Annotated in this window: 31 protein-coding genes; 13 read left to right on the top strand and 18 right to left on the bottom strand. The window is 58.0% G+C overall.

The window, feature by feature from the left end; all coding sequences use genetic code 11:
- Positions 1 to 80 precede the first annotated feature (80 nt).
- Together ATY79_RS09795 and ATY79_RS09790 are read right to left on the bottom strand one after the other, a co-directional pair.
- Positions 81 to 584 carry a RidA family protein gene (locus ATY79_RS09795; RefSeq protein WP_088703707.1) on the bottom strand — a complete coding sequence of 168 codons (504 nt, stop codon included), beginning with the start codon at positions 582 to 584 and terminating at the stop codon, positions 81 to 83.
- Positions 585 to 603: 19 nt separating this feature from the next.
- A complete protein-coding gene (locus ATY79_RS09790) occupies positions 604 to 1,038 on the bottom strand; it encodes a cupin domain-containing protein (protein ID WP_088703733.1) in 435 nt (144 codons plus the stop codon).
- A 118-nt stretch (positions 1,039 to 1,156) separates the two neighbouring features.
- Between ATY79_RS09790 and ATY79_RS09785 the strand changes: the two genes are divergently transcribed.
- Entirely contained in the window at positions 1,157 to 2,731 is a 1,575-nt protein-coding gene (locus ATY79_RS09785; protein ID WP_088703706.1) for a winged helix-turn-helix domain-containing protein, read from the top strand.
- A gap of 363 nt (positions 2,732 to 3,094) precedes the next feature.
- Here ATY79_RS09785 and ATY79_RS09780 read toward each other — a convergent pair whose 3' ends face one another.
- The 3 genes from ATY79_RS09780 to ATY79_RS09770 all read right to left on the bottom strand — a co-directional run bounded on the left by ATY79_RS09780 (position 3,095) and on the right by ATY79_RS09770 (position 4,486).
- Positions 3,095 to 3,322, bottom strand: a complete 228-nt coding sequence (locus ATY79_RS09780) for a hypothetical protein (protein WP_088703732.1) — start codon at positions 3,320 to 3,322, stop codon at positions 3,095 to 3,097.
- A 344-nt stretch (positions 3,323 to 3,666) separates the two neighbouring features.
- Positions 3,667 to 4,155 carry an SRPBCC family protein gene (locus tag ATY79_RS09775; protein WP_189637990.1) on the bottom strand — a complete coding sequence of 163 codons (489 nt, stop codon included), beginning with the start codon at positions 4,153 to 4,155 and terminating at the stop codon, positions 3,667 to 3,669.
- The gene (locus ATY79_RS09770) at positions 4,130 to 4,486 is read right to left on the bottom strand and encodes a metalloregulator ArsR/SmtB family transcription factor (protein WP_088703705.1); all 357 of its coding nucleotides are present in this window, start codon (positions 4,484 to 4,486) and stop codon (positions 4,130 to 4,132) included. Before ATY79_RS09770 ends, ATY79_RS09775 begins: the two co-directional genes overlap by 26 nt.
- Before the next feature lie 147 nt (positions 4,487 to 4,633).
- Here ATY79_RS09770 and ATY79_RS09765 point away from each other — a divergent pair, with 147 nt between their 5' ends.
- On the top strand, positions 4,634 to 5,275 hold the full coding sequence (locus tag ATY79_RS09765) for a dihydrofolate reductase family protein (protein ID WP_088703704.1): 642 nt from the start codon (positions 4,634 to 4,636) through the stop codon (positions 5,273 to 5,275).
- A gap of 768 nt (positions 5,276 to 6,043) precedes the next feature.
- Entirely contained in the window at positions 6,044 to 6,610 is a 567-nt protein-coding gene (locus ATY79_RS09755; RefSeq protein ID WP_210421402.1) for a toxin, read from the top strand.
- A 195-nt stretch (positions 6,611 to 6,805) separates the two neighbouring features.
- Here ATY79_RS09755 and ATY79_RS09750 read toward each other — a convergent pair whose 3' ends face one another.
- Positions 6,806 to 7,753: a LysR family transcriptional regulator gene (locus tag ATY79_RS09750; protein WP_088703703.1), complete on the bottom strand. Its 948-nt coding sequence runs from the start codon at positions 7,751 to 7,753 to the stop codon at positions 6,806 to 6,808.
- An 82-nt stretch (positions 7,754 to 7,835) separates the two neighbouring features.
- On the opposite strand from ATY79_RS09750, the gene ATY79_RS09745 reads away from it, so the two are divergent.
- A complete protein-coding gene (locus ATY79_RS09745; protein ID WP_088703702.1) occupies positions 7,836 to 8,378 on the top strand; it encodes a hypothetical protein in 543 nt (180 codons plus the stop codon).
- 276 nt (positions 8,379 to 8,654) lie between these two features.
- Here the strand turns inward: ATY79_RS09745 and ATY79_RS31140 are convergent, their stop codons facing one another.
- Positions 8,655 to 8,858, bottom strand: coding sequence for a hypothetical protein (locus ATY79_RS31140; protein WP_210421401.1), 204 nt, complete (start codon positions 8,856 to 8,858; stop codon positions 8,655 to 8,657).
- On the opposite strand from ATY79_RS31140, the gene ATY79_RS31365 reads away from it, so the two are divergent.
- Positions 8,778 to 9,347, top strand: a complete 570-nt coding sequence (locus ATY79_RS31365) for an arginase family protein (protein ID WP_348627565.1) — start codon at positions 8,778 to 8,780, stop codon at positions 9,345 to 9,347. The two genes, ATY79_RS31140 and ATY79_RS31365, sit on opposite strands and share 81 nt — an antisense overlap.
- A gap of 62 nt (positions 9,348 to 9,409) precedes the next feature.
- Here ATY79_RS31365 and ATY79_RS09735 read toward each other — a convergent pair whose 3' ends face one another.
- From ATY79_RS09735 to ATY79_RS09725, 3 genes are read right to left on the bottom strand one after another with little or no spacing between them, the layout of a single operon-like run.
- Positions 9,410 to 9,799: an MAPEG family protein gene (locus tag ATY79_RS09735; protein ID WP_088703701.1), complete on the bottom strand. Its 390-nt coding sequence runs from the start codon at positions 9,797 to 9,799 to the stop codon at positions 9,410 to 9,412.
- A gap of 54 nt (positions 9,800 to 9,853) precedes the next feature.
- Entirely contained in the window at positions 9,854 to 10,597 is a 744-nt protein-coding gene (locus ATY79_RS09730; protein WP_088703700.1) for an SDR family oxidoreductase, read from the bottom strand.
- Between the two features lie 23 nt (positions 10,598 to 10,620).
- Positions 10,621 to 11,013, bottom strand: coding sequence for a DoxX family protein (locus ATY79_RS09725; protein ID WP_088703699.1), 393 nt, complete (start codon positions 11,011 to 11,013; stop codon positions 10,621 to 10,623).
- Positions 11,014 to 11,160: 147 nt separating this feature from the next.
- Here ATY79_RS09725 and ATY79_RS09720 point away from each other — a divergent pair, with 147 nt between their 5' ends.
- Positions 11,161 to 11,556 carry a helix-turn-helix domain-containing protein gene (locus ATY79_RS09720; protein ID WP_088703698.1) on the top strand — a complete coding sequence of 132 codons (396 nt, stop codon included), beginning with the start codon at positions 11,161 to 11,163 and terminating at the stop codon, positions 11,554 to 11,556.
- A 116-nt stretch (positions 11,557 to 11,672) separates the two neighbouring features.
- Here the strand turns inward: ATY79_RS09720 and ATY79_RS09715 are convergent, their stop codons facing one another.
- The 8 genes from ATY79_RS09715 to ATY79_RS09680 form a co-directional block, all read right to left on the bottom strand.
- Complete coding sequence (locus tag ATY79_RS09715; protein ID WP_245312340.1) at positions 11,673 to 12,536, bottom strand: substrate-binding domain-containing protein; 864 nt, start codon at positions 12,534 to 12,536, stop codon at positions 11,673 to 11,675.
- A gap of 162 nt (positions 12,537 to 12,698) precedes the next feature.
- Positions 12,699 to 13,595 carry a carbohydrate ABC transporter permease gene (locus ATY79_RS09710; protein WP_189637989.1) on the bottom strand — a complete coding sequence of 299 codons (897 nt, stop codon included), beginning with the start codon at positions 13,593 to 13,595 and terminating at the stop codon, positions 12,699 to 12,701.
- Entirely contained in the window at positions 13,588 to 14,505 is a 918-nt protein-coding gene (locus tag ATY79_RS09705; RefSeq protein ID WP_088703695.1) for a sugar ABC transporter permease, read from the bottom strand. The genes ATY79_RS09710 and ATY79_RS09705 overlap by 8 nt, the downstream gene beginning before the upstream one ends.
- Before the next feature lie 5 nt (positions 14,506 to 14,510).
- The gene (locus ATY79_RS09700) at positions 14,511 to 15,770 is read right to left on the bottom strand and encodes a sugar ABC transporter substrate-binding protein (protein ID WP_088703694.1); all 1,260 of its coding nucleotides are present in this window, start codon (positions 15,768 to 15,770) and stop codon (positions 14,511 to 14,513) included.
- A 31-nt stretch (positions 15,771 to 15,801) separates the two neighbouring features.
- Positions 15,802 to 17,136, bottom strand: coding sequence for a glycoside hydrolase family 172 protein (locus tag ATY79_RS09695; protein WP_088703693.1), 1,335 nt, complete (start codon positions 17,134 to 17,136; stop codon positions 15,802 to 15,804).
- A 13-nt stretch (positions 17,137 to 17,149) separates the two neighbouring features.
- Positions 17,150 to 18,235: a sn-glycerol-3-phosphate ABC transporter ATP-binding protein UgpC gene (ugpC, locus tag ATY79_RS09690; protein ID WP_088703692.1), complete on the bottom strand. Its 1,086-nt coding sequence runs from the start codon at positions 18,233 to 18,235 to the stop codon at positions 17,150 to 17,152.
- A gap of 541 nt (positions 18,236 to 18,776) precedes the next feature.
- Positions 18,777 to 19,322 carry a YbhB/YbcL family Raf kinase inhibitor-like protein gene (locus ATY79_RS09685; protein WP_088703691.1) on the bottom strand — a complete coding sequence of 182 codons (546 nt, stop codon included), beginning with the start codon at positions 19,320 to 19,322 and terminating at the stop codon, positions 18,777 to 18,779.
- Positions 19,323 to 19,360: 38 nt separating this feature from the next.
- Positions 19,361 to 20,212: an AraC family transcriptional regulator gene (locus ATY79_RS09680; RefSeq protein WP_088703690.1), complete on the bottom strand. Its 852-nt coding sequence runs from the start codon at positions 20,210 to 20,212 to the stop codon at positions 19,361 to 19,363.
- Between the two features lie 340 nt (positions 20,213 to 20,552).
- Between ATY79_RS09680 and groL the strand changes: the two genes are divergently transcribed.
- The 7 genes from groL to ATY79_RS09630 all read left to right on the top strand — a co-directional run bounded on the left by groL (position 20,553) and on the right by ATY79_RS09630 (position 25,540).
- A complete protein-coding gene (groL, locus tag ATY79_RS09670) occupies positions 20,553 to 22,181 on the top strand; it encodes a chaperonin GroEL (protein ID WP_088703688.1) in 1,629 nt (542 codons plus the stop codon).
- A 381-nt stretch (positions 22,182 to 22,562) separates the two neighbouring features.
- The gene (locus ATY79_RS09660) at positions 22,563 to 22,775 is read left to right on the top strand and encodes a hypothetical protein (protein ID WP_088703729.1); all 213 of its coding nucleotides are present in this window, start codon (positions 22,563 to 22,565) and stop codon (positions 22,773 to 22,775) included.
- Positions 22,776 to 22,922: 147 nt separating this feature from the next.
- Positions 22,923 to 23,228, top strand: coding sequence for a DUF982 domain-containing protein (locus ATY79_RS09655; protein ID WP_245312339.1), 306 nt, complete (start codon positions 22,923 to 22,925; stop codon positions 23,226 to 23,228).
- Positions 23,229 to 23,490: 262 nt separating this feature from the next.
- Positions 23,491 to 23,730: a hypothetical protein gene (locus tag ATY79_RS09650; protein ID WP_088703685.1), complete on the top strand. Its 240-nt coding sequence runs from the start codon at positions 23,491 to 23,493 to the stop codon at positions 23,728 to 23,730.
- A 267-nt stretch (positions 23,731 to 23,997) separates the two neighbouring features.
- On the top strand, positions 23,998 to 24,387 hold the full coding sequence (locus tag ATY79_RS09645; protein ID WP_088703684.1) for a hypothetical protein: 390 nt from the start codon (positions 23,998 to 24,000) through the stop codon (positions 24,385 to 24,387).
- Positions 24,388 to 24,845: 458 nt separating this feature from the next.
- Entirely contained in the window at positions 24,846 to 25,172 is a 327-nt protein-coding gene (locus ATY79_RS09635) for a type II toxin-antitoxin system RelE/ParE family toxin (RefSeq protein ID WP_088703728.1), read from the top strand.
- On the top strand, positions 25,172 to 25,540 hold the full coding sequence (locus tag ATY79_RS09630; protein WP_088703682.1) for an XRE family transcriptional regulator: 369 nt from the start codon (positions 25,172 to 25,174) through the stop codon (positions 25,538 to 25,540). The genes ATY79_RS09635 and ATY79_RS09630 overlap by 1 nt, the downstream gene beginning before the upstream one ends.
- The last annotated feature ends 484 nt before the right edge of the window (positions 25,541 to 26,024 follow it).

The following is a 26,024-nucleotide window of genomic DNA, read 5'->3' as shown; positions in this document are numbered from 1 at the left end:
GGGAGGCGAAGACCAGAGCGCAGCGATCTTACGGACCTAGTCGATTATCCGCGCGAGACGCTCGCCGCACCCCGCAAAGATCATAATCCGACCCTAAGCGGTCCCCCGTCAATTTCCACTTCCGCTTCGCAGTTTACAGGCGCATTCAAAGGGATGGCCATGCCGATGGACGAGCGGGCGTGGGCGCCAGCGTCAGGACCGTACAGCTCCAGTATCAAATCGGAATAACCGTTTGTGACCAGCGGGGTCTCATTGAAACCCGGAGCAACATTCACCATGGCGAAGACGCGCAGCCAAGCCGTAACCCGATCGAGGTTTCCGACAGCCCGCTTAAGGCTCGCGAGATGAGCCAGGGCAACGAGCCGCGCTGACGCGTAACCCTGCTCAGGCGAAACCTCGGTCCCGACCTTGCCAAGGGGTTTTGCCAATGTCCCATCCTGGTTGCACGCGACGTGACCCGAAATGTAGGCGCGGGTGCCGCGCACGCGGACCCAGGCGAAAGGCATCCGCAGCCCCTCGCGAACTTTCAGAGGTTCGGGCAGTTCCAGACCCATAGCGGCCAGACGTTGTTCGATGATTGCCATAGTGCACCTCCCAGCCTGATTAGGGCACGATGTCGTCGAGTTCCGGCATCAGCACGACGCTCTCGTTCGCTGCGGGGTCGTTGCGGGCACCAAGGAACTCGGCGTTTTCCGTGCTGCGATTGACAGCCACATGCGGAACGCCGGCCGGAATGAACAGGTAGTCGCCGGGGTGGACCTTTTCGCACCGTTCGAGCTCGGCCCCCGACCAAATCTCGATCTCTTTGCCCGCGGTCATAAATAGGGCCGTCTCGTGTCCCTGATGGCGATGGGCGCTGGTTCGTCTTCCTGCGGGTAGCGAGATCATCCCGAGCCACAGCATGCTGGATCCGACGCTCTCCGCCGAGACTCCCGAGCGATAAACAGATCCCTGCTCGGCGACATAGCTGTCACTGCCGCGTACGATTTTCGCGGTTAATGCGTGAGCATTTTTCGGTTGCATTGCTTCGTTCTTCATCGTTCCCACCACCTCAACTACTGCATAGAGCTGAATCTGCGCGCGGAGCCGGCGCAAGTCCTGAAACGGGGCCGAAAAATTCCGAAAACTGCGAAATCGGGCGTATCATTCCCAAATCATGAACACCCAGCACCTTGTATTCGGCCCCTTCGAGTTCATTACCGAGAACGGATGCCTTCTCCGTGACAATCGGCCTGTCGCGATCGGCACCCGCGGCGCTTCGCTGCTTGCCGTTCTGCTCGCGGCAGATGGGCGTATCGTCGCCAAGTCGACGATGATGGATGCCGTTTGGCCAGGCCTCGCCGTCGAGGAGAGTAATCTTTCCGTTCAGATTGCTGCGCTTCGCAAGCTGCTCGGCCCGGCATCAGACGGGGGCGACTGGATCATCACGGTCCCACGGGTCGGATACAGATTTTCCGGTCTGGTGGAGAGCCGGCCCGACGGACCCGGTAGCGAAGGGCATGCGGAGGCGAGATCCAGCCCCGCGATTGCAGTACTGCCTTTCGAAGATCTTGGCGGGGATGCCGAGAGACAATATCTGGCCGACGGTATCGCCGACGACCTGATCATGGCGCTCGCCCGGTTCCGATGGTTCCGCGTCGCGTCGCGTGGGGCGAGTTTCGCAAGGAGGAATGGCCCGAGGGATCCGAAGTCTATCGCGCACGAACTTGGCGTTGATTTTCTGGTGGATGGAGCCATCCGGCATACCGGCGATCGGATGCGGATATCGGTTTACCTCGCCGACGCAATGAAGGGCGCCACCGTCTGGTCCGAACATTACGATCTTCAGGTGGCCGAGGTATTTGCGGTGCAGGACGCCATCGCCGAGCGGATCGCAGCGGCGGTCGAGCCCGAGCTGCTGTTACGGCATGGACTTCAGGTTGCTCCGCACACCGGCAACGTGACCGCATGGGACCTTGTGCGGCAAGGTACATTCAAATTTCACAAGGTAACGCAGCCAACCCATCTTCTCGCAAGGCGATTCTTCCGAGAGGCCGCAGAGCTCGATCCCATGCTTCCAGAGGCGCAGATCTGGCGGGCACGGGTCAACGCAGGCCTCATCGCCTATGGCTGGACAGAAAATCCCTCTGCGGACGCGAAGGAAGGACTCGATGCGGCCTTGCGGGCGATATATCTCGACACCCGGAATCCGTATGCGCACTATGCGCTGGCGATTGTGTCGGCCTACACAGGTAGGGCTGACCAGGCGATCCTCGCAGCCGAGCGGTCCATCGAGCTCGGTCCGAGCTTCGCCTTGGGGTATCTCGTCCTCGGTATGGCCCGCCTTTTCGTTGGCGATGCGGCCGGCGCGCGAAAGCCGCTGGCTCGCGGCCTCGAACTCAACCCCCATGATCCGCAGAATGCGGTCTGGTTCAGTCTCTTGATGCTTGCGCTGTTCTTTTCGGGCGACGTCGAGGGCGCGCTTGACACGGGGCGTGTGGCGCTAAAGGCGCGGCCTGACTGGCCGGCGCTGCTCCGCATCCAGGCGTGCTGCCACACGGCCTTGGGACATAGTCAGGAGGCTCGCCGTTTCTCCGCCGCTGTAGGCGATCTCCCGGAGCCTGCCGGCGATGCGCTTGGTCCGTTCAGAGATGGCAACAAGGAATGGGCGACCCGCCTCGAGGGCCTGCTGCGAGAGGCAGAACATCAAACGACCGGTTCCGGTCGTAACGCCATCTTTCCTGAAGACTAGGCAAATGACCGCTTTCCACCCTCTCGCGACGTTCCTACCGAGCAGCAATGACCGAAGGGGGGCATCCGAGACCTCGATCCGGATCGTTGAATGTCTGCTGTCGCTTTTCCGATGCCAGAAGCGGCCAGTCCGCGTGCGGCTCAAAGCGGACTTCCTACTCGCTGTCAGTTTTCGGCTGCATCGCGCCCCCATAGTGGTCATCGGGCCAACGGTTGCTGCTGCAAAGCGGACGTTACACAGTGACAACACCGGGTCGCAGTTGCGCCAATAGGAGACGTTAGCTTCAGCTCGCTTGTGCGGCCTACCGAATTGTCGTCGGCCCTCCGGGGGCCTCTGCGGGGGCTGGGGACATCAATGATGCCATCATGGGAAGCTCAAGTCCAAACCGAGCATCCTGCCAAGGGCGAAGGTGAAGAGCACCAAGCCGAAGAGCAATAGCACGAAGACTGCGGCCATCTTGCCGCCCGCGCGTAGCACCGCGCCTCTCTCCCCCTTCTCCCCTTGATCGTCATGCCACTTGATGGCGAAGTACATGCCAGTGCCCAACACGAGAACCTTGAACGTTGCGAAGACTACAGGAAACCAATCCATAATTAAGATCCTCATGTGCATCAGCTACGCGCCTTATGATCTTATTTTAGGCAAACGCATACCACCTATTATGCAACGCTGATATGTAATTGCAGGTGGTTGGTGGCCTGTATCGTTGGGTTCGGGCATGACCGCTTTGGGTCGAAAGCCGTCGGAAACAATTTCCGCTTCGCGCCTCCCATGCTGTCGTACGTACAGATCAAGATAGCAGCCGCCCGAAAGCAGACATCGTGTGTGGCCATCCTGTTCCGTCAAGCTGTGACTTGCGCGATCAAGCGCAGCTCGATCTGCACGCAGCCTCGGCCATCGCCAATTGGCGCGGGCGGCACTGAGCGGCCAAGGGCTCAGCGGTCCAGCCAGGCGGCGAGGCCGTCCAGCGTCTGCAGCCCGTATTCGACCGCGCCGAAGCCGATGACCACCTGACGCCGCTCGCGACTGGGGTGGAGCTGGCGCATGGTCAGCACCGTCTTGCCGTCGGATTGCTCATCGAACGTCACCGTGGCGCGGAAACGGTCGGGGTCGTCGGGGTCGGGCGTGCCATAGTCCATCACGATCCGCTCGTTCGGCACGATCTCCAGAAAGCGCATGAGGTTCGGGATGCGCTGCTTCTGGCCCTCGAACACGCCCACCATATCGAACCGCCAGACCCCGCCCTCGCGGATATCGGCTTCGTGGTTCTCGATGCTGAGGCCGGCCGGGCCGTACCATTCGGCCAGCGCCTTGGGGTCCATCCAGGCGGCAAAGACCTTGTCGCGTGGGTGGTTCAGCAGCTTCACCAGCACGATCTCGCGATCGAGCGACCAGGTTTCAAGCAGATTTGCCATGTCCTTCATCATCCTCTTCCGTTTTGTCCAAGTAGACTTCCAGCCGATCCAACCGCTCGGCCCAGCGCCGGCGCTCCGCTTCCATCCAGTCCGCCGCCTCGTCGAAGCGCGCCTCCACCAGCCGGCACCAGCGACTGCGCCCGCGCTTCTCGCTGGCGATCAGCCCGCAATCTTCCAGCACCTTGAGATGCTGGGCGAAGGAGGGCAGCGCCATGTCGAAAGGCTCGGCCAGGACGCTGACCGGCAACTCGCCCTCGACCAGCCGCGACACCACAGCCCGGCGGGTCGGGTCGCTGAGAGCGTGAAAGGCGAGGTCGAGGGGAGTCGAATGGTAAGGCATGTGACTAATTAAAACGCGTCAGGGAGCTGGTCAAGGATAAAAAGGTAATTGCCTTAGTGTCCGACCCAATATATAAAGGTACATGCCTTAGTATCTAGCTCGCCTAGTATCGCAGCGGTTATGCAACCACTCACAAGGAGGACTCCAGTGGTAGTTCGTGTCGATCTCATGATCTCGCTCGACGGTTTCGCGACAACGACGGACCAGACGCCCGAAGCCCCGTTCGGCGTGGACTGGCCACGTCTCGTCGGCGCATATGCCGCAACGCGAACGTTCCGTGAGCGCGTGCTCAAGGATACCACGGGAGCAGGGACGACGGGCGTCGATGACAATTACGCGAAGGAGTCCTTCGAAAACGTGGGTGCCGAGATTATGGGCGCTGGCATGTTCGGGCTCCACAACTTTCCCGACGATCCGAACTGGCGTGGCTGGTGGGGCGACGAGCCACCGTTCCGGGTTCCGGTCTTCGTCCTCACCCACAAGCCACGGCCCTCCATCGAGATGGCCGGTGGGACGACTTTCGATTTCCTCAGCACCACGCCTGCTGATGCGCTGCAACGGGCTCTTGGTGCGGCGGGCGGCAAAGATTTGCGGGTTGGCGGTGGTGCTACCGTCGTTCGCGACTTCCTCAAGGCAGGCCTTGTCGATCGTCTTCATGTTGCTATCGCTCCGATTCTGCTTGGGCGCGGCATACGCCTGTGGGACGATCTGCGCGGCTTAGAAGCTGGCTACACAGTCAAGGCGGAAACGGCGCCGAGTGGCACCATCCACCTCACCTTCCAACGCTAGCCGGTAGCCTGTGACTTGGGCGATCATGGACTTTCCACAGGGGGTCCGTGATGTCAGGTTCTCGAGTTACCAGTCCAGGTGCTGACAGTCTGCTTTCGGCCCCGGTTCCGCCGCTAGGGAGCGCCTCACGACGCAGGCAGTTGTGCTCACCCATGAGCGGCGCCGGGCACGGATCAATCCGACACGTCGGCCTGCTTGGAGAGGGGGATTTCCCTTGCATTAAAGGTTGGCGACGCGTTCAAAGAATCGCTATCTTCTCTGTATGGCAAAGACGACGTCCAAAAAACCAGCCACCGGGGCCGCATCGACACTCACAATGCGTACTTCGAGGAGGTCGCGTCCCAGCAAGGTGAAGTTCGGTAGTGTTGTTGTTACCGGTGCAAAGCCTAGTTCCGAGTTCGTGCAGGTGAACGTCAAAAAAAGCACCGAAGCGCTTGCGAGAGTAACGGCCAAACTGGCGAAGCCAGGCGTGTCCCTTCGCTCTAAGAAAGGCGTCCCCCGCTTCTCAATTGCAGAAAACGAAGCTGGCGTGTTCATACGACGCTTGGACGGACGTACCGAACGTGGTCGTTTGGTAAACGGCGTTTTCGAGGTCATTGATTGAGGCGTCCGAACGAAGCGATTGATCAGATTCTTCACGCTCAGCGGATAACAGGAAAGCCGCTTGCGATAATCCTTGCAGGCCACAACGGTTCGGGAAAGTCGACGATGTGGCGGTAGGTCCTTTCGGATAGGCTCCAAATCCCACTCATAAACGCCGACCGAATGATGTTGTCCATCCTGCCTGAGGCGGGCAGCGACGGGGCTCTGGTTCCATGGGCGCAGTCTCTCAGAGACACCGACCAAAGCTGGATGAAAGTGGCACAGGACGGCGTTCAGGCCTTTGTCGGCCACGCGATGCAATCTAAAGTTCCCTTCGCCATGGAGACGGTTTTTTCTTACTGGGAGGAGCTTGCGGATGGCACCGTCCATTCCAAGCTCGAGCTTATTCGCGACATGCAGGCAGCCGGCTATTTTGTTCTGTTGTTATTTGTCGGTCTCTCCAATGTCGAACTCTCTATTCTTCGCGTTCAGACGCGTGTCGCGGAACACGGGCATGACGTTGAGACGGAGCGTCTGATACGCCGATTCCCGAAAACCCAGCGTGCCATTGGCGCAGCTTCAAAGATTGCCGATGCAACGGTTTTCGTTGACAACAGTCGTGAGGAGCGGCTGGCTTTCACGGTCTGCCGAGTACAGGTAGGGGAAGAGTGCATGTACGATCTCAGGAATACAGGGCGCCCGGTCCCCTCGGCAATTGCGCAATGGCTTGGTACCGTCAGCCCGCAGGTATGAAGCGCCACACGGGTGGCACCATTCCTCTTGCGCGAAGCTGCGATAGATCGTGGAACATCGTGAGAGAGGTCCTCAGCGGAACGGCAGCTTACCGACTTCCACGGCCAGAACCGGACGGGCAGCGAACGGGGCCCAAAACGGCCACCTGGCCGTCGCGCCATGCTGCCTTGGCGTCGGCTTTCCTCGCAACTCGAGCTATTCACCGTTGTCGTGAATTCGGGCTTTGCTCGCAGAATGTGGATGCTTCTTCACGTGATCGATGAAGGCGCGCAGTTTTGGTGTCATTTGATGGTGGTTGGGATAGTAAAGAAATACGCCCGGTCCCATGGGCGCGAATGGTTTGAGCACCTCCATGAGCTTTCCCGCTTTGATCTGATCAACCGCGATGGGCTCGGGCACCTGGGCTAACCCCATGCCTTCTACCGCTGCGCCGAGCATGGTCGGGAAGTCATGAGCGATGAGTGGCCCCGCGACGGCGGCCTCGATCACATTGCCATTGTCGTTGATCGACCACAGCGCGAGCGCGCCATTGGAGCGGCGCATTCTCAGACACGCATGGTGGCGCAGATCGTCAGGGAGTTCGGGCAGTTTTCGGCCGGCAAAGTAGCTCGGGCTCCCGACGATCGTAAGCCGGAACGGTGGAGTTAGCCGAACCGCGATCATGTCGGCGGCGATGAACTGACCCATTCTTATACCCGCATCAAAGCCTGCGGCCGCGAGATCGACGAATTTCTCGCTGGCGGCGATCTCCACCTCGACCTCGGGATAGGCCTTTGAGAAGGACGCAATCAGAGGCTCAAGCACGATCGGGACAACGGCACGCGGCACCGAGAGGCGCAACCGTCCTGTCGGTCGTTGTCCAAGGTCCTGCGCGACCGCGCTGGCGGCGACGAGTTCTTCGAAGGCCGGCTTTGCACGCGAGAGGAACCGTTCGCCGGCTTCCGTCAGTCCGACGCTACGCGTTGTTCTTGTAAATAGTGCCGTTCCGATGCGCGACTCGAGCGTGCGCACAGCCTGACTGATGGCCGAAGGTGTCACGTTCAGTTCCGCCGCTGCCTTTCGAAAGCTGCGGTGTTGGGCAACGCTCAGGAACGCTTCCAACCCGTCGAGCGCTCCTTGCCTTACTGTGAAGTTCTGCTTCATGACCTATTCATATTATCGCGAATAGTTGCGCGATGTAAGCGGCCGTATATCTGCCTGGAAACCGCTTGGGAGGAGACAAAAAATGTCGCCGGCAACTATCTTCCAGCTTCACCTGATCCTGGGTTATGTTCCATGGCTGCTTTGTGTCGGTGCCTATGTCTTGCCCCGGCTTAGATCGATGGACCGCGCCGAGGCGTTGCGGGCCATCGCAACGCTTCACAGTTTCCGCTTTTTCGGGTTGGTGTTCATTCTTCCCGGAGTCGTCGGTCCCAATCTGCCGGGCGATTTTGCGGTCATGGCCGCTTATGGTGACTTTGCCACCGGAGTGCTGGCCATGCTGGCTCTAGTCTCGTTTCACGTCCGTCCGCTGTTTTGGCTGTTCACCAGTGCTTTCAATCTCGTCGGAGCCGGTGACCTCATCATCGACTACTATCATGGCGCTCAGTTTGGCCTGCCGGCGTTGGCGGGGCAGTTAGGCGCTACCTACGCGATCGTGATCATCTATGTACCGCTGCTGATGATCACCCATATCGTTGCGCTCTATTTGCTCGCTCGGCGCGGTCCCGCGACCGCTCAATCCCCGGACGGAGGCGCTGTCTCCATCTGGCCGCCCCAAACGCGCTGACGTTGTCGGCTACCGGCCCAGTGCATTCATTGGAATGGCCGCAATAAGCCTATGTATCTTCTTGAACGCCAAAAGGAGGACGGTGACGTGGACGACAAGGGTAAAAGGACATTAAGGCTGCATATGCCGCAGTGGCAGGGTGGAGTCCTCAACGAATATCACCTGAGTTCCCAACTGTTGTCCTGGTTGCTTCCGACGTCTGACGGCCCTAGTGAAACCGTCGAGGTAATTGCTCCCGATCAAGCTCACCGGCCTCTTAGGACAGAGGATGGAATGCTAGAGAAGGCGGCCCTTCTTGATCAGGCAAAGGCCGCGCGTCGCGCCATCGAAAGGCACATGCCGGACCGGATTTTGACCATCGGCGGCGATTGCCTCGTTGATCTCGCCCCAATCGCATAGCTGAACAAGCGATATAATGGGCGGCTCGGCGTTCTGTGGATCGACGCGCATCCGGACGTTCAGACGTTCAAGGAAACCCATCAGGGCAACGCGCAGGTTTTGGGAATGCTTCTCGGGCGCGGTGATCCGGACTTTGTGGCGGAGGTGGACGTTCCCGTCGATCCCGCCTGTGTCATGTATGCCGGTCTGGATGAGTGGTCGTCATCAGAAGACGAGGTTCTGCGTGATCTGTTCTTGCGGAGAACGGGTTCGGAGGAACTTTCCGCTGCCAGCACTCCCATTATTGGGTGGCTCGTAGAGCAGCGCATCGATCATGTGGCCGTGCACTTGGATGTTGACGCGATCATTCCTGCCCGCTTCGGGCCTATCCTTTTCAACAAGCCTAACCCTGAGACGAGATTTCTCGCCGGTGTGCCACGAGGCCGCTTGGAGCCGGACACTGTCTTTCGCCTCCTCAATGACGTTGCGATGCGAGCGGACATCGTCGGCTTGGCAATCACGGAATACATCTCCTGGGACGTCATTCAGACGCGGCAGCTTCTCGCGCGCCTGCCTTTAATCGGCCAATGACCGCAATCGCGCAAAGCAGACATGATAAAACGAGAATACTGAGATTGCTGCGGTTCATCCTCTCAGAAAAACACCACGCTGCCGCCGATGACTAGCGCCGACGAGATGAGCGAAAGATATGTCAGCGCCATACCTAAGCCTCTGACAGCATCAGATGGCCGAAGCATGCCTGTCGCATGTAAAACGCGACCCAGAGCAAGTGCTGCTCCGGCAGATAAAACTGCCGCGATCGAGATGCCATGAGCTTCGACAAACCCCAGAATGATAAGTCCAAGCGGTACGTATTCAACGAAGTTGCCGTGCAATCTTATCCTGTTCCGAAGGACCTCGTCTTCGCTTTGGCCGATCATGACACCGAGCTTCACGCGTCGGAGGGATATCGCGATTGATAGGGCAACCAATGCCAGCGCAAAGCCAGCAGCAAAGAGCGACGTTATAGGGAGAACAGTCATTCATTACTCCTGCGAGAACGAAGTGCGCCGTTCCAGCCGACGCACTTCAAATGATTATCGGGCGGCGTCGATGATCTGACCGCCATCAGGTGTTAAACTGGAGCCCGTGATGAACCGAGAGTCACGACTCGCCAGGAATAGGACGACCGGAGCGATGTCGTTGTCAGGTGACCCATGGCGTCCGAGTGTATTTTGTGGAGGTGGGGTGTCGGCTCCCGCGCCCCACGTGTCAGCAACAGGGAGCACGTTGTTGACAGTGATCCCGTCGCCCCCCCATTCACGCGCTGCTGTTCTTGTCAGCGCACGCACCGCTTCCTTCGCGAGATTGTAGGGGCCGTACGAAGCCAACCCTATGACGCCTGCAAGAGAGGCGAAGTTGATAACGCGGCCTTCGCCGCTCACTTTCAGATAGGGGTAGCAGGCCTGCATCGTGCGCAGGTAGGCGATCGGCCCGGTATCAAAATTGCGTTGCAATTGCTCCACCGATAGGTCGGCGATGGACGACATTGCCGCCGAGTTGTCAAAGGCCACGTTTACCAGGATGTCGATGCCGCCGTAAGTTTCGACTGCCTTGGAGACAACGCCCTTGACCTGATCCCCGTCGCTGAGATCGCATGGAGCGCCGAGGGCCGTTCCACCCGCTGCATGAATGTCCGCGACGAGCGCGTCCACATTCGCTGGCGTCAGCGACACTACGACCACCTTCGCACCTTCAGCGGCAAACAGTTTCGCCGTTGCCCGTCCGATGCCCCGGCCAGCGCCTGCGACGATCGCTATTTTTCCATTCAGTTTTCCCATGGCGGGTCTCCTTTTCATTGCTTTCAGTGCGCGGTCCGCGACAGCGCATAGGGTGAGGGAATGTCGCGAGCAAAGTTCTGGGTCGCGAACGAGGTGACGAGGAACATCAGGCCAAGCAGGGCTGGCAGTGCGCCGAGGGGGTTGCGAACACCAATATGGGCCATTGTCGAAAGGACGAGGTGAAACAGCATGCCAGCGTAGGCCAGATCGCTCAGCGCAACGCTGAAGCGCAAAAGCACGGCAGCTACGGCGAGTATCTTGACGGCGGTGAGAACCTGAACAAGATAAGCCGGATATCCGAAGCCCACGACGGTCTGGCGGACCCATTCCGTCTTTACGATATAGGTCGTGGCGGATCCGAGATACAACAGACTAAGTAGCGCCGTGCTGATCCAATAGATGTAGTTTTCGGCCATTGAATATCCTTTCCCGCCAAGGCTCCCGGCAGGTTTCATGCGTTTCGATTTATTTCGGCGTTCCGGAGCCCCCGTGGCCCTGGTCTGACACAGAAAATGTAGTGTAAGATCGATCCGCGCAAGTAGGATGAATTTGGATATTCTAGTATGGAAAAGCGTACTAATAAGGGCGGCGAAATCAACATGCACGAGGAGATGCGGCGGGCCTTCTCGTTGCTTTCCGGCAAATGGAAGCTGGAGATCATGTGGCTTCTCAACCAGCGCGTCTATCGCTTCGGCGAGCTAAGGAAGGCTATACCTGGCATCACGCAACACATGTTGACGGCGCAACTGCGGGAACTGGAGGCAGATGGCCTCGTTACGCGAACGGTGTTCGCCGAGGTGCCGCCTCGGGTCGACTACGAGATCACGGCCAAGGCTAGGGGTCTCGGGCCAACTATGGAGGCCTTGACAGCCTGGTGGCAAGAGTACGGCAAGACGGTACCCCTACGAACAACGAGCCGAGGGAGGCAGAAGAACGTCAAGATAAACGCGCGAGGATGACCGCTTCTTTAATCGGGCATTTTGGTCAAGCTCTTTCTGATCTCGTCGGCCTGATCGTTCACGCGGGTCAAAAGCCAAAGTCCGGTCTGGTCCGAGAACTGAATGCCGGTACTTCTTTACGGTGCAGTTCCGAGCGACTGCCGCTGGACGAACCGGCACGCTACCGACTGGACGCCAGGAACTTGCTCATTGCCGATAGTCGATACAAGAGTTGCAACAGCCGCCTGACCCATCTCGTAGTACGGCAAAGCAACTGTCGTCAGGCTGGGCCGCATCACCTCGGTGACCACTTTGAAATCGTCAAAGCCGACGATACTCAACTCCTCCGGAACCCGGATGCCTAAGCAACTGGCGGCGCAGAATACTTGAAGGGCAATCTCGTCGTTGCCACAAAACAGGATGCTGGCACGGTCCTGTTTGCCAAGTAGTGCCATGGCGTTGTCAAAAGCAACGAAGGTGTCGCCGAAGATCGGACCAGTCACTCCAGAAATGCACCATTCCTCGCGCAACACCAGGCCGTGCTCACCAAGCCTTGTACGCAACGCGGCTTCCCGGATATCGGCCGCAAGAATAAGCGGGTTGAGCCGCACATATCCGAACTTTCTGTGGCCATGCGCAATTGCCGTGTCGACGGCTTCCCTCATACCCTCGGGTTCACCGGGAACAACCTTCGACACTTCGACGCCAGGTGGCTCATGGCAGTTGACCAACACTGTCTTGACCTCTGGATCCAGCTCTTCCTGGCGCAATTCGCGCTGGAACATCGTGCCGTAAATCACGCCATCGACACGGTGTCCCTTGAGTTCTCGCCAGCATTGTCTGGTTCGCTCCAGATCGCCGCCGGTGTTGACCATCAACATCGAGTAGCCGGCGCCTTCTACCGCCGATTGGATACCGCGAATGATTTCAGTGGAATCTGGTGTGGTCGATATGACGTCGGTCATCACTCCGATAATGCCGGACTTGTTCTGCCGCATCATAAGGGCTGCCCGGTTCGGCACGTAGCCCAGCTGGTCGATCGCCTCGTTGACGCGTGCGCGCGTCCTTTCGTCGACGCGCTTGTCGTTGCGAACCACACGACTAACCGTCTGGTCCGATACACCCGCGCGCAATGCGATATCTTTTATAGTGACCATGGGTCCTCATTTGACTCCGGCGCGCATGAAGCTTTCGACAATCAGGCGCTGCATTGCCACGAAGGCGATCAGGATGGGAAGTATGGATATCGAAACAGCCGCCAAAATGACCGCTGCTGGAACTTCTCCGCCCCGTCCGCCGCTGATTCCGACGACAGCCAGCGGCAGTACCTGGTCGTCTCCTGTGAGCATGAAGACAAGGGGGAGAAAATAGTCGTTCCAGGTCATTGTGAAAACGATGATTGCAAGGGCAGCCATTTGCGGTTTCGCAAGGGGTGCCGCAATTGTCCAGAATATCCTGATCGGCCCAGCGCCATCCACTTTTCCCGCTTCGATCAGATCTTTGGGAACTGTCAGGAAAAACTGGCGCATGAGAAATACCCCAAAGACGCCCGAGAGACCCGGCGCAAAAGCCCCGATCATGCCAGGCAGTATGATCGAGCCAGATGTTCCAAGGAGTCCGATCCCACGCATGATGATGTAAAGAGGGACAATCATCGTCTGGATCGGGACCATCAGGGAAACGAGAAGCATCCCGAAGAGCAGTCTCTTGAAAGGGAATTCCAAGCGAGCGAAGGCGTAGCCCGCCATCGTCGTGACAGCAACATAGCCAACCGTCACAAGTGTCGAAATATAGACAGAATTCCAAAAGTATCGGACGAGCTGCGGGTAGTCGCTGACGGCCCGAAGGTAACTTTCGATAGTGATATCGCTGCCGGGAAGCCATCGCGGTGGCAGAGTAAAGGCCTGCGACATTGGCGACAGCGTTGCTGTAAACATCCAGATGAACGGTGCGGCCATCAGCAATGAGCCGAGACCGAGAACAGTCCACAGGAGATAAGTTGTCCCGCGGTCGGCAATTGCACGTCCGAGCGAAGGACCCGCCGTCGCTGCGTTACTCATAAAACGTCCAGTATTTCGAAGCGACGAAGTTGATGATCGTAACGATGCCAACCAGGGCGAGGAGTAAGAGTGAAATGGCAGAGGCATAGCCCATCTCCAGATCGCGGAAGCCGACTTCCTGAATGTACATGACAAGTGATCTCGAGGCGTCGCCAGGACCGCCTTTTGTGAGGACCACGATTGAATCGAATACCCGAAACGCACCGATCGAATTCATCACCAGGAGAAAAAGGATCGTCGGCGATAGAAGCGGCAAGGTGATGTCGAAAAACTGCCTGATCTTTCCGGCGTTGTCGATTTTCGCGGCTTCGTAGTATTCAGCTGAGATGCCCTGGAGCCCAGCAAGGGCAATCAGCATCCCGAAGCCGACGTTTTTCCAGATATCGAGGATAATGACGGAGTAGAGGACCGTGTTGGCATTTGACAACCAGGCGACCTTTTCGATTCCGAGCGTCGACAGATAGTAATTAATGATGCCGAGATCCTTGTGATAGAAGAACTGCCAGATCACGGCAACGAAAACGAGGCCTACCAGCGCCGGAAAAAAGAACGCGGCGCGAAAGACAGCCTGTAGAGACTTCGGCATTTTCTGGTTCAGGATGGCTGCGAGGATGACCGCCAGAACCGTGTTCCCCAACACCGCGAACACCGCGAAGAACAAGGTGTTTCGCAAAACGGCATGAAGACGATCGTCGTCTAGCATCCACAGGAAGTTGTCGAGCCCGGCCCATTTGGGCGCAGACAACAGGTCGTAGTAATGGAAGCTAAGCCAAAACGTGCTCAGCATTGGCGCAGCGACAAAAAACAGGAACCCGCAGAGCACGGGAGCTATCAGCAGGAAGCCGGCGACGGTTTCTTGACGCGCTTGTGGTGAGAACCATTTGTTGGTGAAGGATTGCCGCTGCGCCATCACTATTACCCTTTGCGGATTGCCCGCTTCAGTTCCTTGTCGGCTTTGGCCAGCGCATCCTCTGACGTTTCCGCCTGAGTGATGATGCTATCCATGGTTCTGGAAAGAATACGATCAAGTTCGCTGAAATAAGTCGGCGCGGCGACCTGACGTGTGCGGTCGATAATGTCATAGAAGAGACCTGCGTTCGGTGGCATGGCACGGAACGTGGAGCTTTGCGCGACTTCCTTGTAGATCGGGATCTGCTGTCCGATCGTGACGATTTCGGTGACAGTCTCGAGACTGATTAGCTCCAAGATAGCATCGAATGCCTCCTGCTTGTTTTTCGATGCGGGCGAGATACCCCAACCAGCGCAGCCAAAGACTGTGTCCCCGCCCTCCTTCTTCGGCCACGGGACGACATCGAAAGAAGTGAAGCCGGAATTCACCCAACCTGGCACGGGCCAGCGTCCGGCCGCGGTCATGGCAAGCGCGCCACCGGCAAACTTGTCGTAGACATTCAAGCCGATCGGGTCTGGCGATACCTTATGGACATGCACCAGGTCGTGCAGGAACTTGGTCGCTTCCACCAGCTTCGGGTCCGTCAGGTTGGACGCGGTTCCGTCGTCGTTGATCGGATACGTCCCATTCGTCAGAAACCACGGATAGTGCGCGAAGTTAAACCAGGGCATGCCGTAGCCGTAAACCTGCTTGCCACCCTCGCCCGACGTGAGTGCCTTGCTGGTTTCGAGGAACTCGTCCCATGTCCAACCTTCCTTCGGGTATTTCACACCTGCTGCGTCGAAGATGGCCTTGTTGTAGTAGATCACCATGCACTGCCAGCCGTTCGGAATCTCGTAGAGTTTGCCCTCGACTGTTAAGGCGTCCTTCAGCTGCTTGGGGATCTTCGCGAGCAGTTCCTGTGCCTTGGGGCTGGCAGCAATGTAGTCGTCGAGCGGCTCCAACAGTCCACGGCTGACTGCAAGGCGTACACCTTCGATGGCGATGTTGATGATGTCAGGAACGTTTCCTCCGGCAATCTGCGTCACAAGGCCATCCGCGTAGTCCGACCACGTCGTCAGCGGGATCAGGTTGTCGATGACCTTGACGTCGGGATACTTCGTGCTGAAGCGGGCGAAGGCCTTGGCATACGCGCCCCCCTCCTCCGGTGTTCCCCAGTTGTAGGTTGTAAGGGTCTTGCTTTGCGCGAGAGCCCATTGCGGAAGCGTCGATATGGCCGCGGAAATGACCGAAGTCTGAAGCAGTCTCCGTCTCGATATTTGCATGACAGGTTCCTCCCTCCGTCGTCAATGATTGCTATTTGAGTCTTCCGAATTCCTTGTTGGCGGCCTCGCGTTTTCGAGTGCGCGACAGCTTCTTCTGAATTTCAATCTCGCGAAGGCGGAGATATTCGTCCATGCGCTCGGCAGCGCGATCCACCATACGCCGCTGTTCTTCCGATAGCGTCTCGGGTGCTACCACCGTCGGCTTGCGCCGACCAGGGGACGTCGGAATTCGGTGTTCGAGGGCGGGCACCGACAAGACGGGCGACGGAAGCGTCTGATACCAATAGGCCGTTGATGCCCAATCATCGCTAAGATGATTGTTGTGGCCGTGTTCAATCGTGACCTTGATCCTCTCCCTGAAGCGGACCGGATCGGTCAAGTGGAAGCGGTATGACACCGCGTATCCCGCAACGATGCTCTCGTGGATCGGCGCGCCGTTGAAAAGGTCCTTCTTGTCCTGCATGCCCCAGGCGTGATTGAAATAGTCTTCGGTGCCGGTGCCGTGAATGGACGGCGGCCACTCCGGATCGTCATCGATCCAGATCATGTCGTCGCCTTCGCCCCACCAACTGCCCTGGAAGTGCGCGACCGACAAGAGGCATCCGACGTATTGTCCGCGTCCCTGCGTTTCGAGTACGGTATAGTTTCCCTTTCCGTCAAGGTTAACGGTGTTGGCCTCTGGTGAGTTGGTCTGGATCTGCGGCCCCCAACCATCGCAGGGGTTCTCGCGTCGCCACGTGGCATGAAAATAGGCGATGTCCTTGTCGAGCGGTTCGTCATACAGCTCGTAGTCGATGTAGAAATATTGGCCGTAAGGAACATCGTTCTCGTTGATGATCTCGATCACCGCGCGTTCGTTGAACGGCATCTGGAAATAGCTGTTGAACGAGGCCGATCCCCCATGGATGTAGCTTTCCTCCGGCTTGGCCGACACCGAAAGCGGAAGAGAAGAAAAGCTCCCCGGCATCGAATGACCAACTCCGAAAAAATCGCCGAGCGGCACAAGAACGGCTGGTCGGTCCGCGTTATCCCAGGTGATGCGTATCAGCACTTTCCTGTAGTAATGTGGATCGGCCTCTTCCCAGGTTACTCCCAGGGCATTGTGGATTTCATTGACCGGGGCGATATATTGCCCGAGTACCGGGTCTATGACGCTCGGACCAAGGGTGCGGCGGCAGAATTGAGTAGCCCAGATGTGGGTGATGCAGCCCGGCCCCCTGATGTCGGCGAGGGCTACCGTTTCTCCGGGGCCGATCAGCCAGTAGTCCTGGTTTCTTCCCTCTTGGTCCCAGCTGGATAACCGGCGGGTGCGGGCATTCTTCGTTCTGGTCAGATCGGCAAGCATGGAGTGACCTGGATTGCTCATATGACGCGTCCTTTCAGGCGGCGATTTTGTCGTTCAGTCTGCTGAGACGCCGCCCGTCCGCATCGAAGAGATGCGCGGCTGCGGGGTCGAAGGTGAAATGGAGGATGTCGCCCTCGGCGAAGCTGTCCTGTGTGGTGGTTTTGGCGATCACCTGGCTGCCATCGTCGGCGGTCAGATAAAGGAGGCGGAACTCGCCCATGTGCTCCTCGATGTCGAGCCTGAAGGCAAAGGGGCCGGAGCCATCAGGCGTAAGCACGAGATCTTCGGGACGGATTCCCAGGGTGAGGTCCGCTTCACCCCTGCCTACGAATGGAAGCGTGATCGCCTTCCCCATCTCGCGAATGTGGACTCCCGCCTCCGATCCGTGTGCCCGGACGTTGAGGAAATTCATCTTCGGCGAGCCGATAAAACCTGCAACGAACATGTTTTGAGGCGTTCGATATAGCTCAAGGGGCGTGCCGATCTGCTCGATATGACCCTTGTTCAAAACGACGATCCTGTCTGCGAGGGTCATCGCTTCGGTTTGATCGTGCGTCACATAGATCGCCGTCGACTTCAATTGCTGCTGGAGTCGGGCAATCTCGATCCGCGTCTGAGCGCGCAAGGCGGCGTCGAGGTTGGATAGCGGTTCGTCAAAAAGGAAAATTCTGGGTTTTCGCACGATTGCGCGACCGATCGCGACGCGTTGGCGTTGACCGCCGGAGAGGTCCTTTGGCAGCCGGCCGAGAAGATGGTCGATCTGGAGTGACCTAGCGACCTCTCGAACGCGAAGCGCAATCTCTTCTCTCTTGGTTCCCGCTACCCGCAGACCATAACTCAGATTCTGCGCGACAGTCATGTGCGGGTAGAGCGCGTAGCTTTGAAAGACCATGGCGACGCCCCTCTCGAACGGGCTCGCTGTGGTCATTGCGTACCCGTCCAAGACGAGGTCTCCGCTCGTAATCGGCTCCAATCCGGCGATCATCCGTAAAAGGGTGGACTTGCCGCATCCGGACGGTCCGACAAACACAATGAATTCGCCGTCAGCCACATCGAGGTTGATCCCTTTGATCACCTCGATGGCTCCATACGATTTCCGAATATCCTGCAGCGTCAGCATCGCCTGCCCTCCCGGAGAGCGATATCCTCCCGCTCCATGCCATAACACTATGTCGACGTCGACATGATAGTCAATAGGTGAATGTCGACGTCGACATCAAGGCAAGAAGATAAAAGGCGCAATCTCCAGGAGGTCCATGACGAGTTGCGTCATGAAGGGCTTAAGCGCTCCACAGGGCGACTGCGGGAAGCGGCAGGGCAGATCTGACCAATGTAGGCATGGCGCAGCATGCTTTGGCTCGGGAAGGCATAAGCGAGCTTCCCAAGGCTCCAAGTCGCCGTCTCGTCTCTGTTCGGCTGGAGAAACGGCCAACCCTCGCCGTGTGCGAGGCCATCAGTTGTTGCGCGGAAATTGGAGTACAATCGAGCAGGTTGTGGTGGACGCTATTGCGGCGGCAGATTCCCCTCGCGAGATCGTGCCCTGGAATTGGCGATGCCTGGCCATGGTCCCGCTATACAATGGCCAGGCATCGATGATCTGCCTAACCAGACAAAATTGGCGGCTACGGCGTGACCTTGGCGAACCCCACGGCGCCTAAGGATCAGCGGCCGTAGGTGACCTCGACGGTGGCCTGGTCCAGCGTATTTGCCCTGACATAGAAGCCAACCATGGCGGCTGGTGCTGTATCCGGCAGCGGAAGCTTGTCAACTGAGAGCGCGTAGACGGTGAACTGGTAATGGTGCGGCTTGTCGCCCGCCGGCGGGCACGCGCCGCCATATCCTGAGGTCCCAAAGTCGGTATGACCTTCCACAGCGCCTTCCGGAAGCTTCTTGTCGCCGCTTGCGGCGGTGGCAATTTTCGAGACTTTTGCTGGAATGTTGAATACCGACCAATGCCACCAGCCCGAGCCAGTCGGTGCATCCGGATCGTATGCCATGATGGCGAAGCTCTTGGTGGCCTCGGGAGCACCCGACCAGACCAGTTCCGGCGAGATGTTCTTCCCCGAGCAGCCGAAGCTATTGAAGACCTGCTCGTCGGCCATGGACTTGCCGGCGGTCAAATCCTTCGAGGTGATCTTCATTTCGGCCTGAGCGGCCGTTGCGGCAAAGACGGACGCGGCGAGAAGTACTGCTGTGATAAAACGCATTCTGTTTTCCTGCGGTTGATGATGCCGGAAAACTATCGTCAGCGAGCAAGCGCATCTGCCCCGCTCTGCTCAATTTCTGCCCCGATTTGCTCAAATGCATCAGAACCGCTGCGCACGTAGCGCGGTTTGATGCCAAATCGCTCCTTAAATCGCGCCGCGAATTGAGACGGGGACTCGTAGCCCACCTCCAATCCAATATGCGCAATCGGCACCGTCGTCGTCTGGAGAAGGCCGAGGGCGATTGTCATTCGCGTGTCGCTCAAAATCTCGCTGAAGCCCGTGTCTTCAGCGGCCAGCCTGCGTCGGAAGGTTGCTTCGCTCATGTGCAATGAACGGGCGGCATATCCGAGCGTCCAGTCAAACGAGGGGGCCTCTTCAATCATGCGCCTCACTCGATCTTCCAGCCGGGAGCTTCGCGCTTCGCCCAGGACGGCCCCTGCCAGCGCGAACCATGTAATGAGTTCCATCAGGCGAGCGATGGCGATCGGTGCCGGAAGCTTGGCTAGGTTTTCCGGCTGACTGCAAAAATCGAACAGCGCAGCTGCCTCCCTCGGCATGTCTTGTACTTTCGCGGGAACCGCTGTCGGTGGACGCTTTATCGAAGCAATGCGGCTATAAGCATCTTCGAATAAATGACGCGGAACGGGAAGTGCGAGAGTTTCATAGATCTGGGGTGCCTTCGGTATGTTCTCCATGGCCAGCGGCTGGTTGTCCGGTAAGAGGCCAAACTCCCCTGCGGTCAGGCGCAAGGGCATGTCGTGTGCCGCAACTATCTTTGTTCCTGATCGAACCTGGATCAGCAAGGGGCTGGTGTTCACCAAACGGTAGAAACATGCCCTTGCGCCTTGTCGAATAACGGCACCCGCCGGAATAGGTAAAACGTCGTTCATGCAACCTCTTCGTCTCATTGGGCCTTGCACTGCTATATTCGGATACGTGAACGTTTCAATCGCCGGGGCGATGATTGGGCCATGCCAGTGCAGATCGCACAGCAAGGCAAGGAAAATCGAGTGACGCTCGCATCAGGCATGCGTCGAAGCGCTTGAATTCAAGCGCGGCAATCATATTCTGTTCTAAAAGTGGACCGGTGCCGAGATCAAGATCGATGGCGAAGGCTTGCTCGTCATTGAGACACCGCTGCGATGGCGTCATCGTAGTGCAGAACGAACGGAGACAAGCCGCCTGAAGCTCTGCGGGGCGTCAATCAGCTGCCTGTGAAGGAGTGAGGACATGGCTGCGAAAGAAGTCAAATTCAATACTGAAGCCCGCGAGAAGATGTTGCGCGGTGTCGACATTCTCGCTGAGGCGGTGAAGGTAACGCTCGGCCCGAAAGGCCGCAATGTGGTGATCGACAAGTCCTTCGGCGCTCCGCGCATCACCAAGGACGGCGTTTCCGTCGCCAAGGAAATCGAACTGGAAGACAGGTTCGAAAATATGGGCGCCCAAATGGTCCGCGAAGTTGCTTCGAAGACCAGCGACATCGCCGGCGATGGAACAACAACAGCGACGGTCCTTGCTCAGGCCATCGTCAGGGAAGGCGCAAAAGCCGTGACCTCAGGGATGAACCCAATGGATCTGAAGCGCGGCATCGATCTCGCGGTTGGCGCGATCGTCGCGGAACTCAAGGCCAACGCCCGCAGGATTTCCAACAACTCCGAGATCGCTCAGGTCGGAACGATCTCGGCCAATGGTGATGTTGAAATCGGCCGTTTTCTGGCGGAGGCTATGGAAAAGGTCGGCAACGACGGCGTGATCACGGTTGAGGAAGCCAAGACGGCTGAAACCGAACTTGAAGTCGTCGAAGGCATGCAGTTCGACCGCGGTTATCTCAGCCCCTACTTCGTTACCAACCCGGAAAAGATGCGGGTCGAGTTCGAGGACGCTTATATCCTCATCCATGAGAAGAAGCTTTCGAGCCTGCAGTCCATGCTGCCGGTTCTCGAAGCCGTTGTCCAGGCGGGCAAGCCGCTCCTCATCATCGCTGAAGATGTCGAAGGCGAAGCGCTTGCAACTCTCGTCGTCAACAAGCTGCGCGGTGGCCTGAAGGTTGCTGCTGTCAAGGCTCCGGGCTTCGGCGATCGCCGCAAGGCCATGCTCGAAGACATCGCCATCCTGACCGCCGGCACGGTCATTTCCGAAGACCTCGGCATCAAGCTCGAATCCGTCACCCTCGACATGCTCGGCCGGGCTAAGAAGGTGTTGATCGAGAAAGAAACTACGACGATCGTCGAGGGTCTCGGCCCGAAAACGGATATCTCAAGCCGCATCGCCCAGATCAAGGCCCAGATCGAAGAGACGACCTCGGACTACGATCGCGAGAAGCTGCAGGAACGCCTTGCAAAGCTGGCTGGCGGTGTCGCTGTCATCCGTGTCGGTGGTTCGACGGAAGTGGAGGTGAAGGAAAAAAAGGATCGGGTTGACGACGCGCTTCACGCGACCCGCGCGGCAGTCGAGGAAGGTATTCTGCCGGGCGGCGGCGTCGCGCTGCTACGCTGCGTGACGGCGCTTGACAATATCCAGACAGCCAATGATGACCAGCGCGTCGGGATCGACATCGTTCGCCGCTCGCTCGAGGCGCCGGCTCGCCAGATTGCCGAAAACGCTGGCTCGGAAGGTTCCGTCGTCGTCGGCAAACTGCGCGAAAAGAGCGAGTTCTCTTACGGATGGAACGCTCAGACAGGTGAATATGGTGACCTCTATGCGCAGGGCGTCATCGATCCGGCCAAGGTCGTTCGCACCGCTCTGCAGGATGCGGCGTCCATTGCTGGTCTTCTCGTCACGACGGAGGCCATGATTGCCGAGAAGCCCAGGAAAGACGTCGCGGTGCCCACTCCCACAGGCGCTGGAATGGATTTCTAGTGCCTACACCGGCTCTATTTCGGGAAGGATTTTGCGCCAACTCAAAGTGACACAAGCTTCCGCCCTGAAGCGAAATGGCCGAAAGAAGCATGGCGTCCGTCGTGGTTTCAAACACGACCAAGTCGGCATCATCTTTTTCGCGCTTGGATCGTGGGTCGCCGGCGCGGCTCCCTGAGCAGTGGAAGGGTCTCATTCAACTTGCCGAGATGCATCGACGCCGGCCAAGGGTGTTCGTTACAGTCTTTTTCCTTGCTGCGACGCTCAGGTTTTTCTGGTGACCGGCTTGCAAATGAGGCGTACGATGTGGCGTTGGATCAGGTGCACGGCACGATCCAATTGAGAGACCCCTACGCGCTCTTGCCATTATGCGGGAGCACTACCATGCAAATCCCCACATTTCCCAAACTGGAAAACGGAGAGCTCGAAGTCCTCACCTCCGTCATCGCGGAATGGTGCAAGACAAAGCATATAGATCCCGAGTGTGAGTGTGCTCGGGCAGTGACTGCCGTAGCGATTGACCTCATGGAAGCCGGCTTCACGACACGCGAGAACTTGTCGATCGCGCTCGCCAATGCGCTGCAGCCAGAGGTTTAGCGGATCGGAGCGGAGCAAGCCGATCCGTGACCACGTCGCGGGGGGGAAGAAGGCTACGCCGAAATGGTCGCTTGTGCGCTTTGGGATAGGTGACACCATTAGCGGCGGAAAAATTCCGAGGCAGCCGCCATGCTCGAGCCGTCACCAATGGAGATTCGACCGCTGGTCATCGATATCGACGGCCAACCAGGCATCCGCCGCATCGTGCATTCAGTCGAAGATATGGGCGAAATCCTATCCAAGCAATGGCCACACGATCAGAGGAGGGATACGTGGCTCGCTGCCTGTGATGCCTGCATCAGGGCGCTGGAGACGAAGACGAATGGCGAGGCAGCCAGAGCCGCCTTCATCATGGCGGCTGACGCCGCTGGCATCAGCGTGGACGCCAACCCTCAACAACGACCACCGCCGCGACGTAAGCCGAAGAAGAAGCGCCAGGCGCCGAAGGATTGACGGCCAGGCTGCCTTTTCGGCAAGGTGCGGCCCGACGCCTAACCCCTCGCATCGGGCCGCTGAGTTAGCGGTGTTGTCGAGGCAGCGATCTGCTCCGGCGCTAACTCAATCGTCAGAGCTTACTGGACGGCAATGTTAGTGGTCTATTAAATAAGACGTACCCACGCTCCGGTCCTCCCCTCTCGCCTTATTGACCTCTTGAAACCTTGAAATCGCCAAACCATCTCTTTTTCCGCCTAAATAACAGAGGAGGAAAACTGAAATGACCCGGAGATTTCATCGGCATGATGAGCCGTTGACGTCGGAGGACTTATCGAAATGCCGAGCGGCTCTTGAGCAGTTCTGCCAGGAGAACGGTCTGGAGGCCTCATCTAAGGAGGCCGAGCGAGCGGCCGCGATCATCATCGAACTCTACCAGCAAGGCGTCCATGACGAGCAACAATTGAAGCAACTGGTAGACGCTGCGCGTGGCACACCGCTCATCGATGGAACCCAGTGTTGATGTGGCGAGCCGCTCATGTGCCAAAGTGTGCTAGGGGCGCGGAACCTTTGAGGCGGACTGGTGTTGACCATATGCCTCGGGAAGACCCACCCGAAGGTGCACGCCAACTTGCCCCACTGACCGTGGGGCCTCTTTTTGGGTACCAACGTGCAGCGACGTTCGCGTTAGCTATTCCCCGTCCCTGTTTTTCGGCATTAGGTAGCAAAAAGCACCAGACCTGAAATGGCATCCCGACTACCCTGGTTCCGGTGAAAAACGGGGCCTCGAATGAGTGTAGCGTACGAGTTGAAGCGGAAGCGGGCCGCTTTGGTTGAAAGGTTGCAGCAGATTGCAACTGAGCAAACCGAGATTCAGGGACTGATGAGAGCGCTGGACCGCGTCATCCCGAGCTATGAGCCTGACTACCAGGCGTCAGGGCTGACGGGACCTGAATACGGTGGTCGTTCCCGAAAGCTCAAGCCGCCGTCATCCGAGGTGAAAGCGGCGATGAACGGCGTAAACAAGCGCCAAGCCGTCCTGGAGGTCCTCCGCCAAGCGGGAGAACCGATTTCGGTGACCGACTGCGCGGCGAAGTTTGCGGCCAAGCTCGGCATCCCGACGAGCCAGCCAATCTCTCAGACATCGCACACCGCCTGTCGGCGGTCCTTACCCAACTGACGACTGCGGGACGCGTTCGGCAGTCCGGCCACTTCGACGGCCGTAAGGTTCTGTGGGAGGTCGCCGCTTAGCCTTCCCAGATCAGGCCCGGCGGTTTGTTGCTGCCAGTACCCACACAGATAGCGCGAGGTTGGGCGAGACGGGCCTTGCCCAGCACCTGGAAGGTATGTCTCGATTGCTCACTTGGCGGCAATCCTCGCGCCAGGCGAGTTCGGCCCCGTAGCAGTCGAAGTACTTCAACGAAAACCGATGGTGGATGCCGACGTAGGCTCGGTGGACCCTCGAGAAGAAGCTCTCGACGTGGTTGGTGTTCGTGCCATCGTCGGTTTGATAGGCCTTCGAGTGGTTGACGCGCTGCAGCTTATTCAGGCTGCCGTGCTCGTCCGCGAAGACCTCGCTTCCCGGGAGACGTGGTCCCGGACGGCCGCCCAGGCTGCATTGCTGTCCTCACGTGGAATGTGGTGTTTGATGATGACTTCGCTAAAGAGTTCAAGGAGTTCGACAAAGAGGTAAAGATCGAACTGCGAGCAATGGTCTTGCTTCTCGAGGATCGTGGACCTGAGCTTGGACAACCACGGGCTGATGCTCTTAATGATTCGGACTACGCAAACATGAAGGAGCTTCGGTTTGATGCGGCCGATGGAGTTTGGAGGGCCGCATTTGCATTCGATCCGGAGAGAAAAGCCGTTATCCTTGTCGCCGGAGATAAGTCGAAACTGATCAACACTGCTGATAAGCGTTACAAGGCGCATTTAAAAGAGTTGGAGAAGAAGGAGAAAGAGTGATGGCTAAATCAGCAAAAGACGTTTTTGCCGAAACGATGACTCCCGAGATGATCGAGGCGTCCGACCTCCGGGCCAAGGAAGTGCTCGGGGAATATGACACGCTTCAAAAGCTGCGGAAAGCGCTCGACCTGACGCAGGATCATATCGGACAGAAGATGGGCAAGAAGCAGGTTTCGGTTGCGCAGATTGAAAAGCGCTCTGATTTTCTTCTTTCAACGCTTCGGGATTACGTGGAGGCTCTCGGTGGAGAGCTAGAGCTGGTCGTTAAGTTCAAGGACCATGCTCCTGTTCGCTTGGCGGGTATAGGCGAAAAGATTTTTTCGGAAGTTCCACGAAGGCAGAGCCGGTCCCGCCGTATTGCAGCTTAGCATATGGTGAGAATGGTAGCGGACAGCGATCCGCTCCGTTTTCTGCACGCCGCCGCTCCCAGCAACGACGTTTACACACGACAATTGACTATCAGTAAGCGCTAAAGAACGACGTCGCATGCAAACGGCGATGTCTTCTTGTGGCGCGTTCCGCGGGAGGTACGGCGGTTGCTAGTACCCGAAATGGCTCATTCAGTTCAATTCGATAAGCCGCTTTCGGTGGTCTTTGCTACCTAATGCCGCTGTTTTTCGCCCCGCTTGTGCCCATGCGGGGCTTTTTTTGAAATCAGGAGGGAACAAATGTGATCAACGACGATTTGTACAATGCTTTGAGAAGCGAAACCCCTCAAAGCGACTCTCGCTATCCTCCCCGCAACCGCGACTGCGGGGACTTTTTTACGCGTCTTCCGCCAGGCAACGCAGGCGCCGGCCTCGAACAGTTGAATGAACAGACTGCACTGCCATCAGGCAAAGGCAAGTCGAA

The sequence above is a fragment of the Rhizobium sp. R693 genome, assembly GCF_002211315.1.
Classification (GTDB): Bacteria; Pseudomonadota; Alphaproteobacteria; order Rhizobiales; family Rhizobiaceae; genus Rhizobium.
This window is presented reverse-complemented; position numbering and strand designations above follow the sequence as displayed.

Coding starts and splice junctions, on each gene's coding strand:
- ATY79_RS09735 (WP_088703701.1), bottom strand. CDS start 9,799: ATGACTGTTCTCCCTATAACGTCGCTCTTTGCTGCTGGCTTTGCGCTG.
- ATY79_RS09775 (WP_189637990.1), bottom strand. CDS start 4,155: ATGAAGGACATGGCAAATCTGCTTGAAACCTGGTCGCTCGATCGCGAG.
- ATY79_RS31140 (WP_210421401.1), bottom strand. CDS start 8,858: ATGGGTTTCCTTGAACGTCTGAACGTCCGGATGCGCGTCGATCCACAG.
- ATY79_RS09630 (WP_088703682.1), top strand. CDS start 25,172: ATGGCTAAATCAGCAAAAGACGTTTTTGCCGAAACGATGACTCCCGAG.
- ATY79_RS09755 (WP_210421402.1), top strand. CDS start 6,044: ATGTTGTCCATCCTGCCTGAGGCGGGCAGCGACGGGGCTCTGGTTCCA.
- ATY79_RS09720 (WP_088703698.1), top strand. CDS start 11,161: ATGGAAAAGCGTACTAATAAGGGCGGCGAAATCAACATGCACGAGGAG.
- ATY79_RS09725 (WP_088703699.1), bottom strand. CDS start 11,013: ATGGCCGAAAACTACATCTATTGGATCAGCACGGCGCTACTTAGTCTG.
- ATY79_RS09680 (WP_088703690.1), bottom strand. CDS start 20,212: ATGAACGACGTTTTACCTATTCCGGCGGGTGCCGTTATTCGACAAGGC.
- groL (WP_088703688.1), top strand. CDS start 20,553: ATGGCTGCGAAAGAAGTCAAATTCAATACTGAAGCCCGCGAGAAGATG.
- ATY79_RS09715 (WP_245312340.1), bottom strand. CDS start 12,536: ATGATGCGGCAGAACAAGTCCGGCATTATCGGAGTGATGACCGACGTC.
- ATY79_RS09790 (WP_088703733.1), bottom strand. CDS start 1,038: ATGAAGAACGAAGCAATGCAACCGAAAAATGCTCACGCATTAACCGCG.
- ATY79_RS09705 (WP_088703695.1), bottom strand. CDS start 14,505: ATGGCGCAGCGGCAATCCTTCACCAACAAATGGTTCTCACCACAAGCG.
- ATY79_RS09795 (WP_088703707.1), bottom strand. CDS start 584: ATGGCAATCATCGAACAACGTCTGGCCGCTATGGGTCTGGAACTGCCC.
- ATY79_RS09785 (WP_088703706.1), top strand. CDS start 1,157: ATGAACACCCAGCACCTTGTATTCGGCCCCTTCGAGTTCATTACCGAG.
- ATY79_RS09700 (WP_088703694.1), bottom strand. CDS start 15,770: ATGCAAATATCGAGACGGAGACTGCTTCAGACTTCGGTCATTTCCGCG.
- ATY79_RS09645 (WP_088703684.1), top strand. CDS start 23,998: ATGAGTGTAGCGTACGAGTTGAAGCGGAAGCGGGCCGCTTTGGTTGAA.
- ATY79_RS09745 (WP_088703702.1), top strand. CDS start 7,836: ATGTCGCCGGCAACTATCTTCCAGCTTCACCTGATCCTGGGTTATGTT.
- ATY79_RS09685 (WP_088703691.1), bottom strand. CDS start 19,322: ATGCGTTTTATCACAGCAGTACTTCTCGCCGCGTCCGTCTTTGCCGCA.
- ATY79_RS09730 (WP_088703700.1), bottom strand. CDS start 10,597: ATGGGAAAACTGAATGGAAAAATAGCGATCGTCGCAGGCGCTGGCCGG.
- ATY79_RS09710 (WP_189637989.1), bottom strand. CDS start 13,595: ATGAGTAACGCAGCGACGGCGGGTCCTTCGCTCGGACGTGCAATTGCC.
- ugpC (WP_088703692.1), bottom strand. CDS start 18,235: ATGCTGACGCTGCAGGATATTCGGAAATCGTATGGAGCCATCGAGGTG.
- ATY79_RS09660 (WP_088703729.1), top strand. CDS start 22,563: ATGCAAATCCCCACATTTCCCAAACTGGAAAACGGAGAGCTCGAAGTC.
- ATY79_RS09750 (WP_088703703.1), bottom strand. CDS start 7,753: ATGAAGCAGAACTTCACAGTAAGGCAAGGAGCGCTCGACGGGTTGGAA.
- ATY79_RS09770 (WP_088703705.1), bottom strand. CDS start 4,486: ATGCCTTACCATTCGACTCCCCTCGACCTCGCCTTTCACGCTCTCAGC.
- ATY79_RS09695 (WP_088703693.1), bottom strand. CDS start 17,136: ATGAGCAATCCAGGTCACTCCATGCTTGCCGATCTGACCAGAACGAAG.
- ATY79_RS09655 (WP_245312339.1), top strand. CDS start 22,923: ATGGAGATTCGACCGCTGGTCATCGATATCGACGGCCAACCAGGCATC.
- ATY79_RS09650 (WP_088703685.1), top strand. CDS start 23,491: ATGACCCGGAGATTTCATCGGCATGATGAGCCGTTGACGTCGGAGGAC.
- ATY79_RS09780 (WP_088703732.1), bottom strand. CDS start 3,322: ATGGATTGGTTTCCTGTAGTCTTCGCAACGTTCAAGGTTCTCGTGTTG.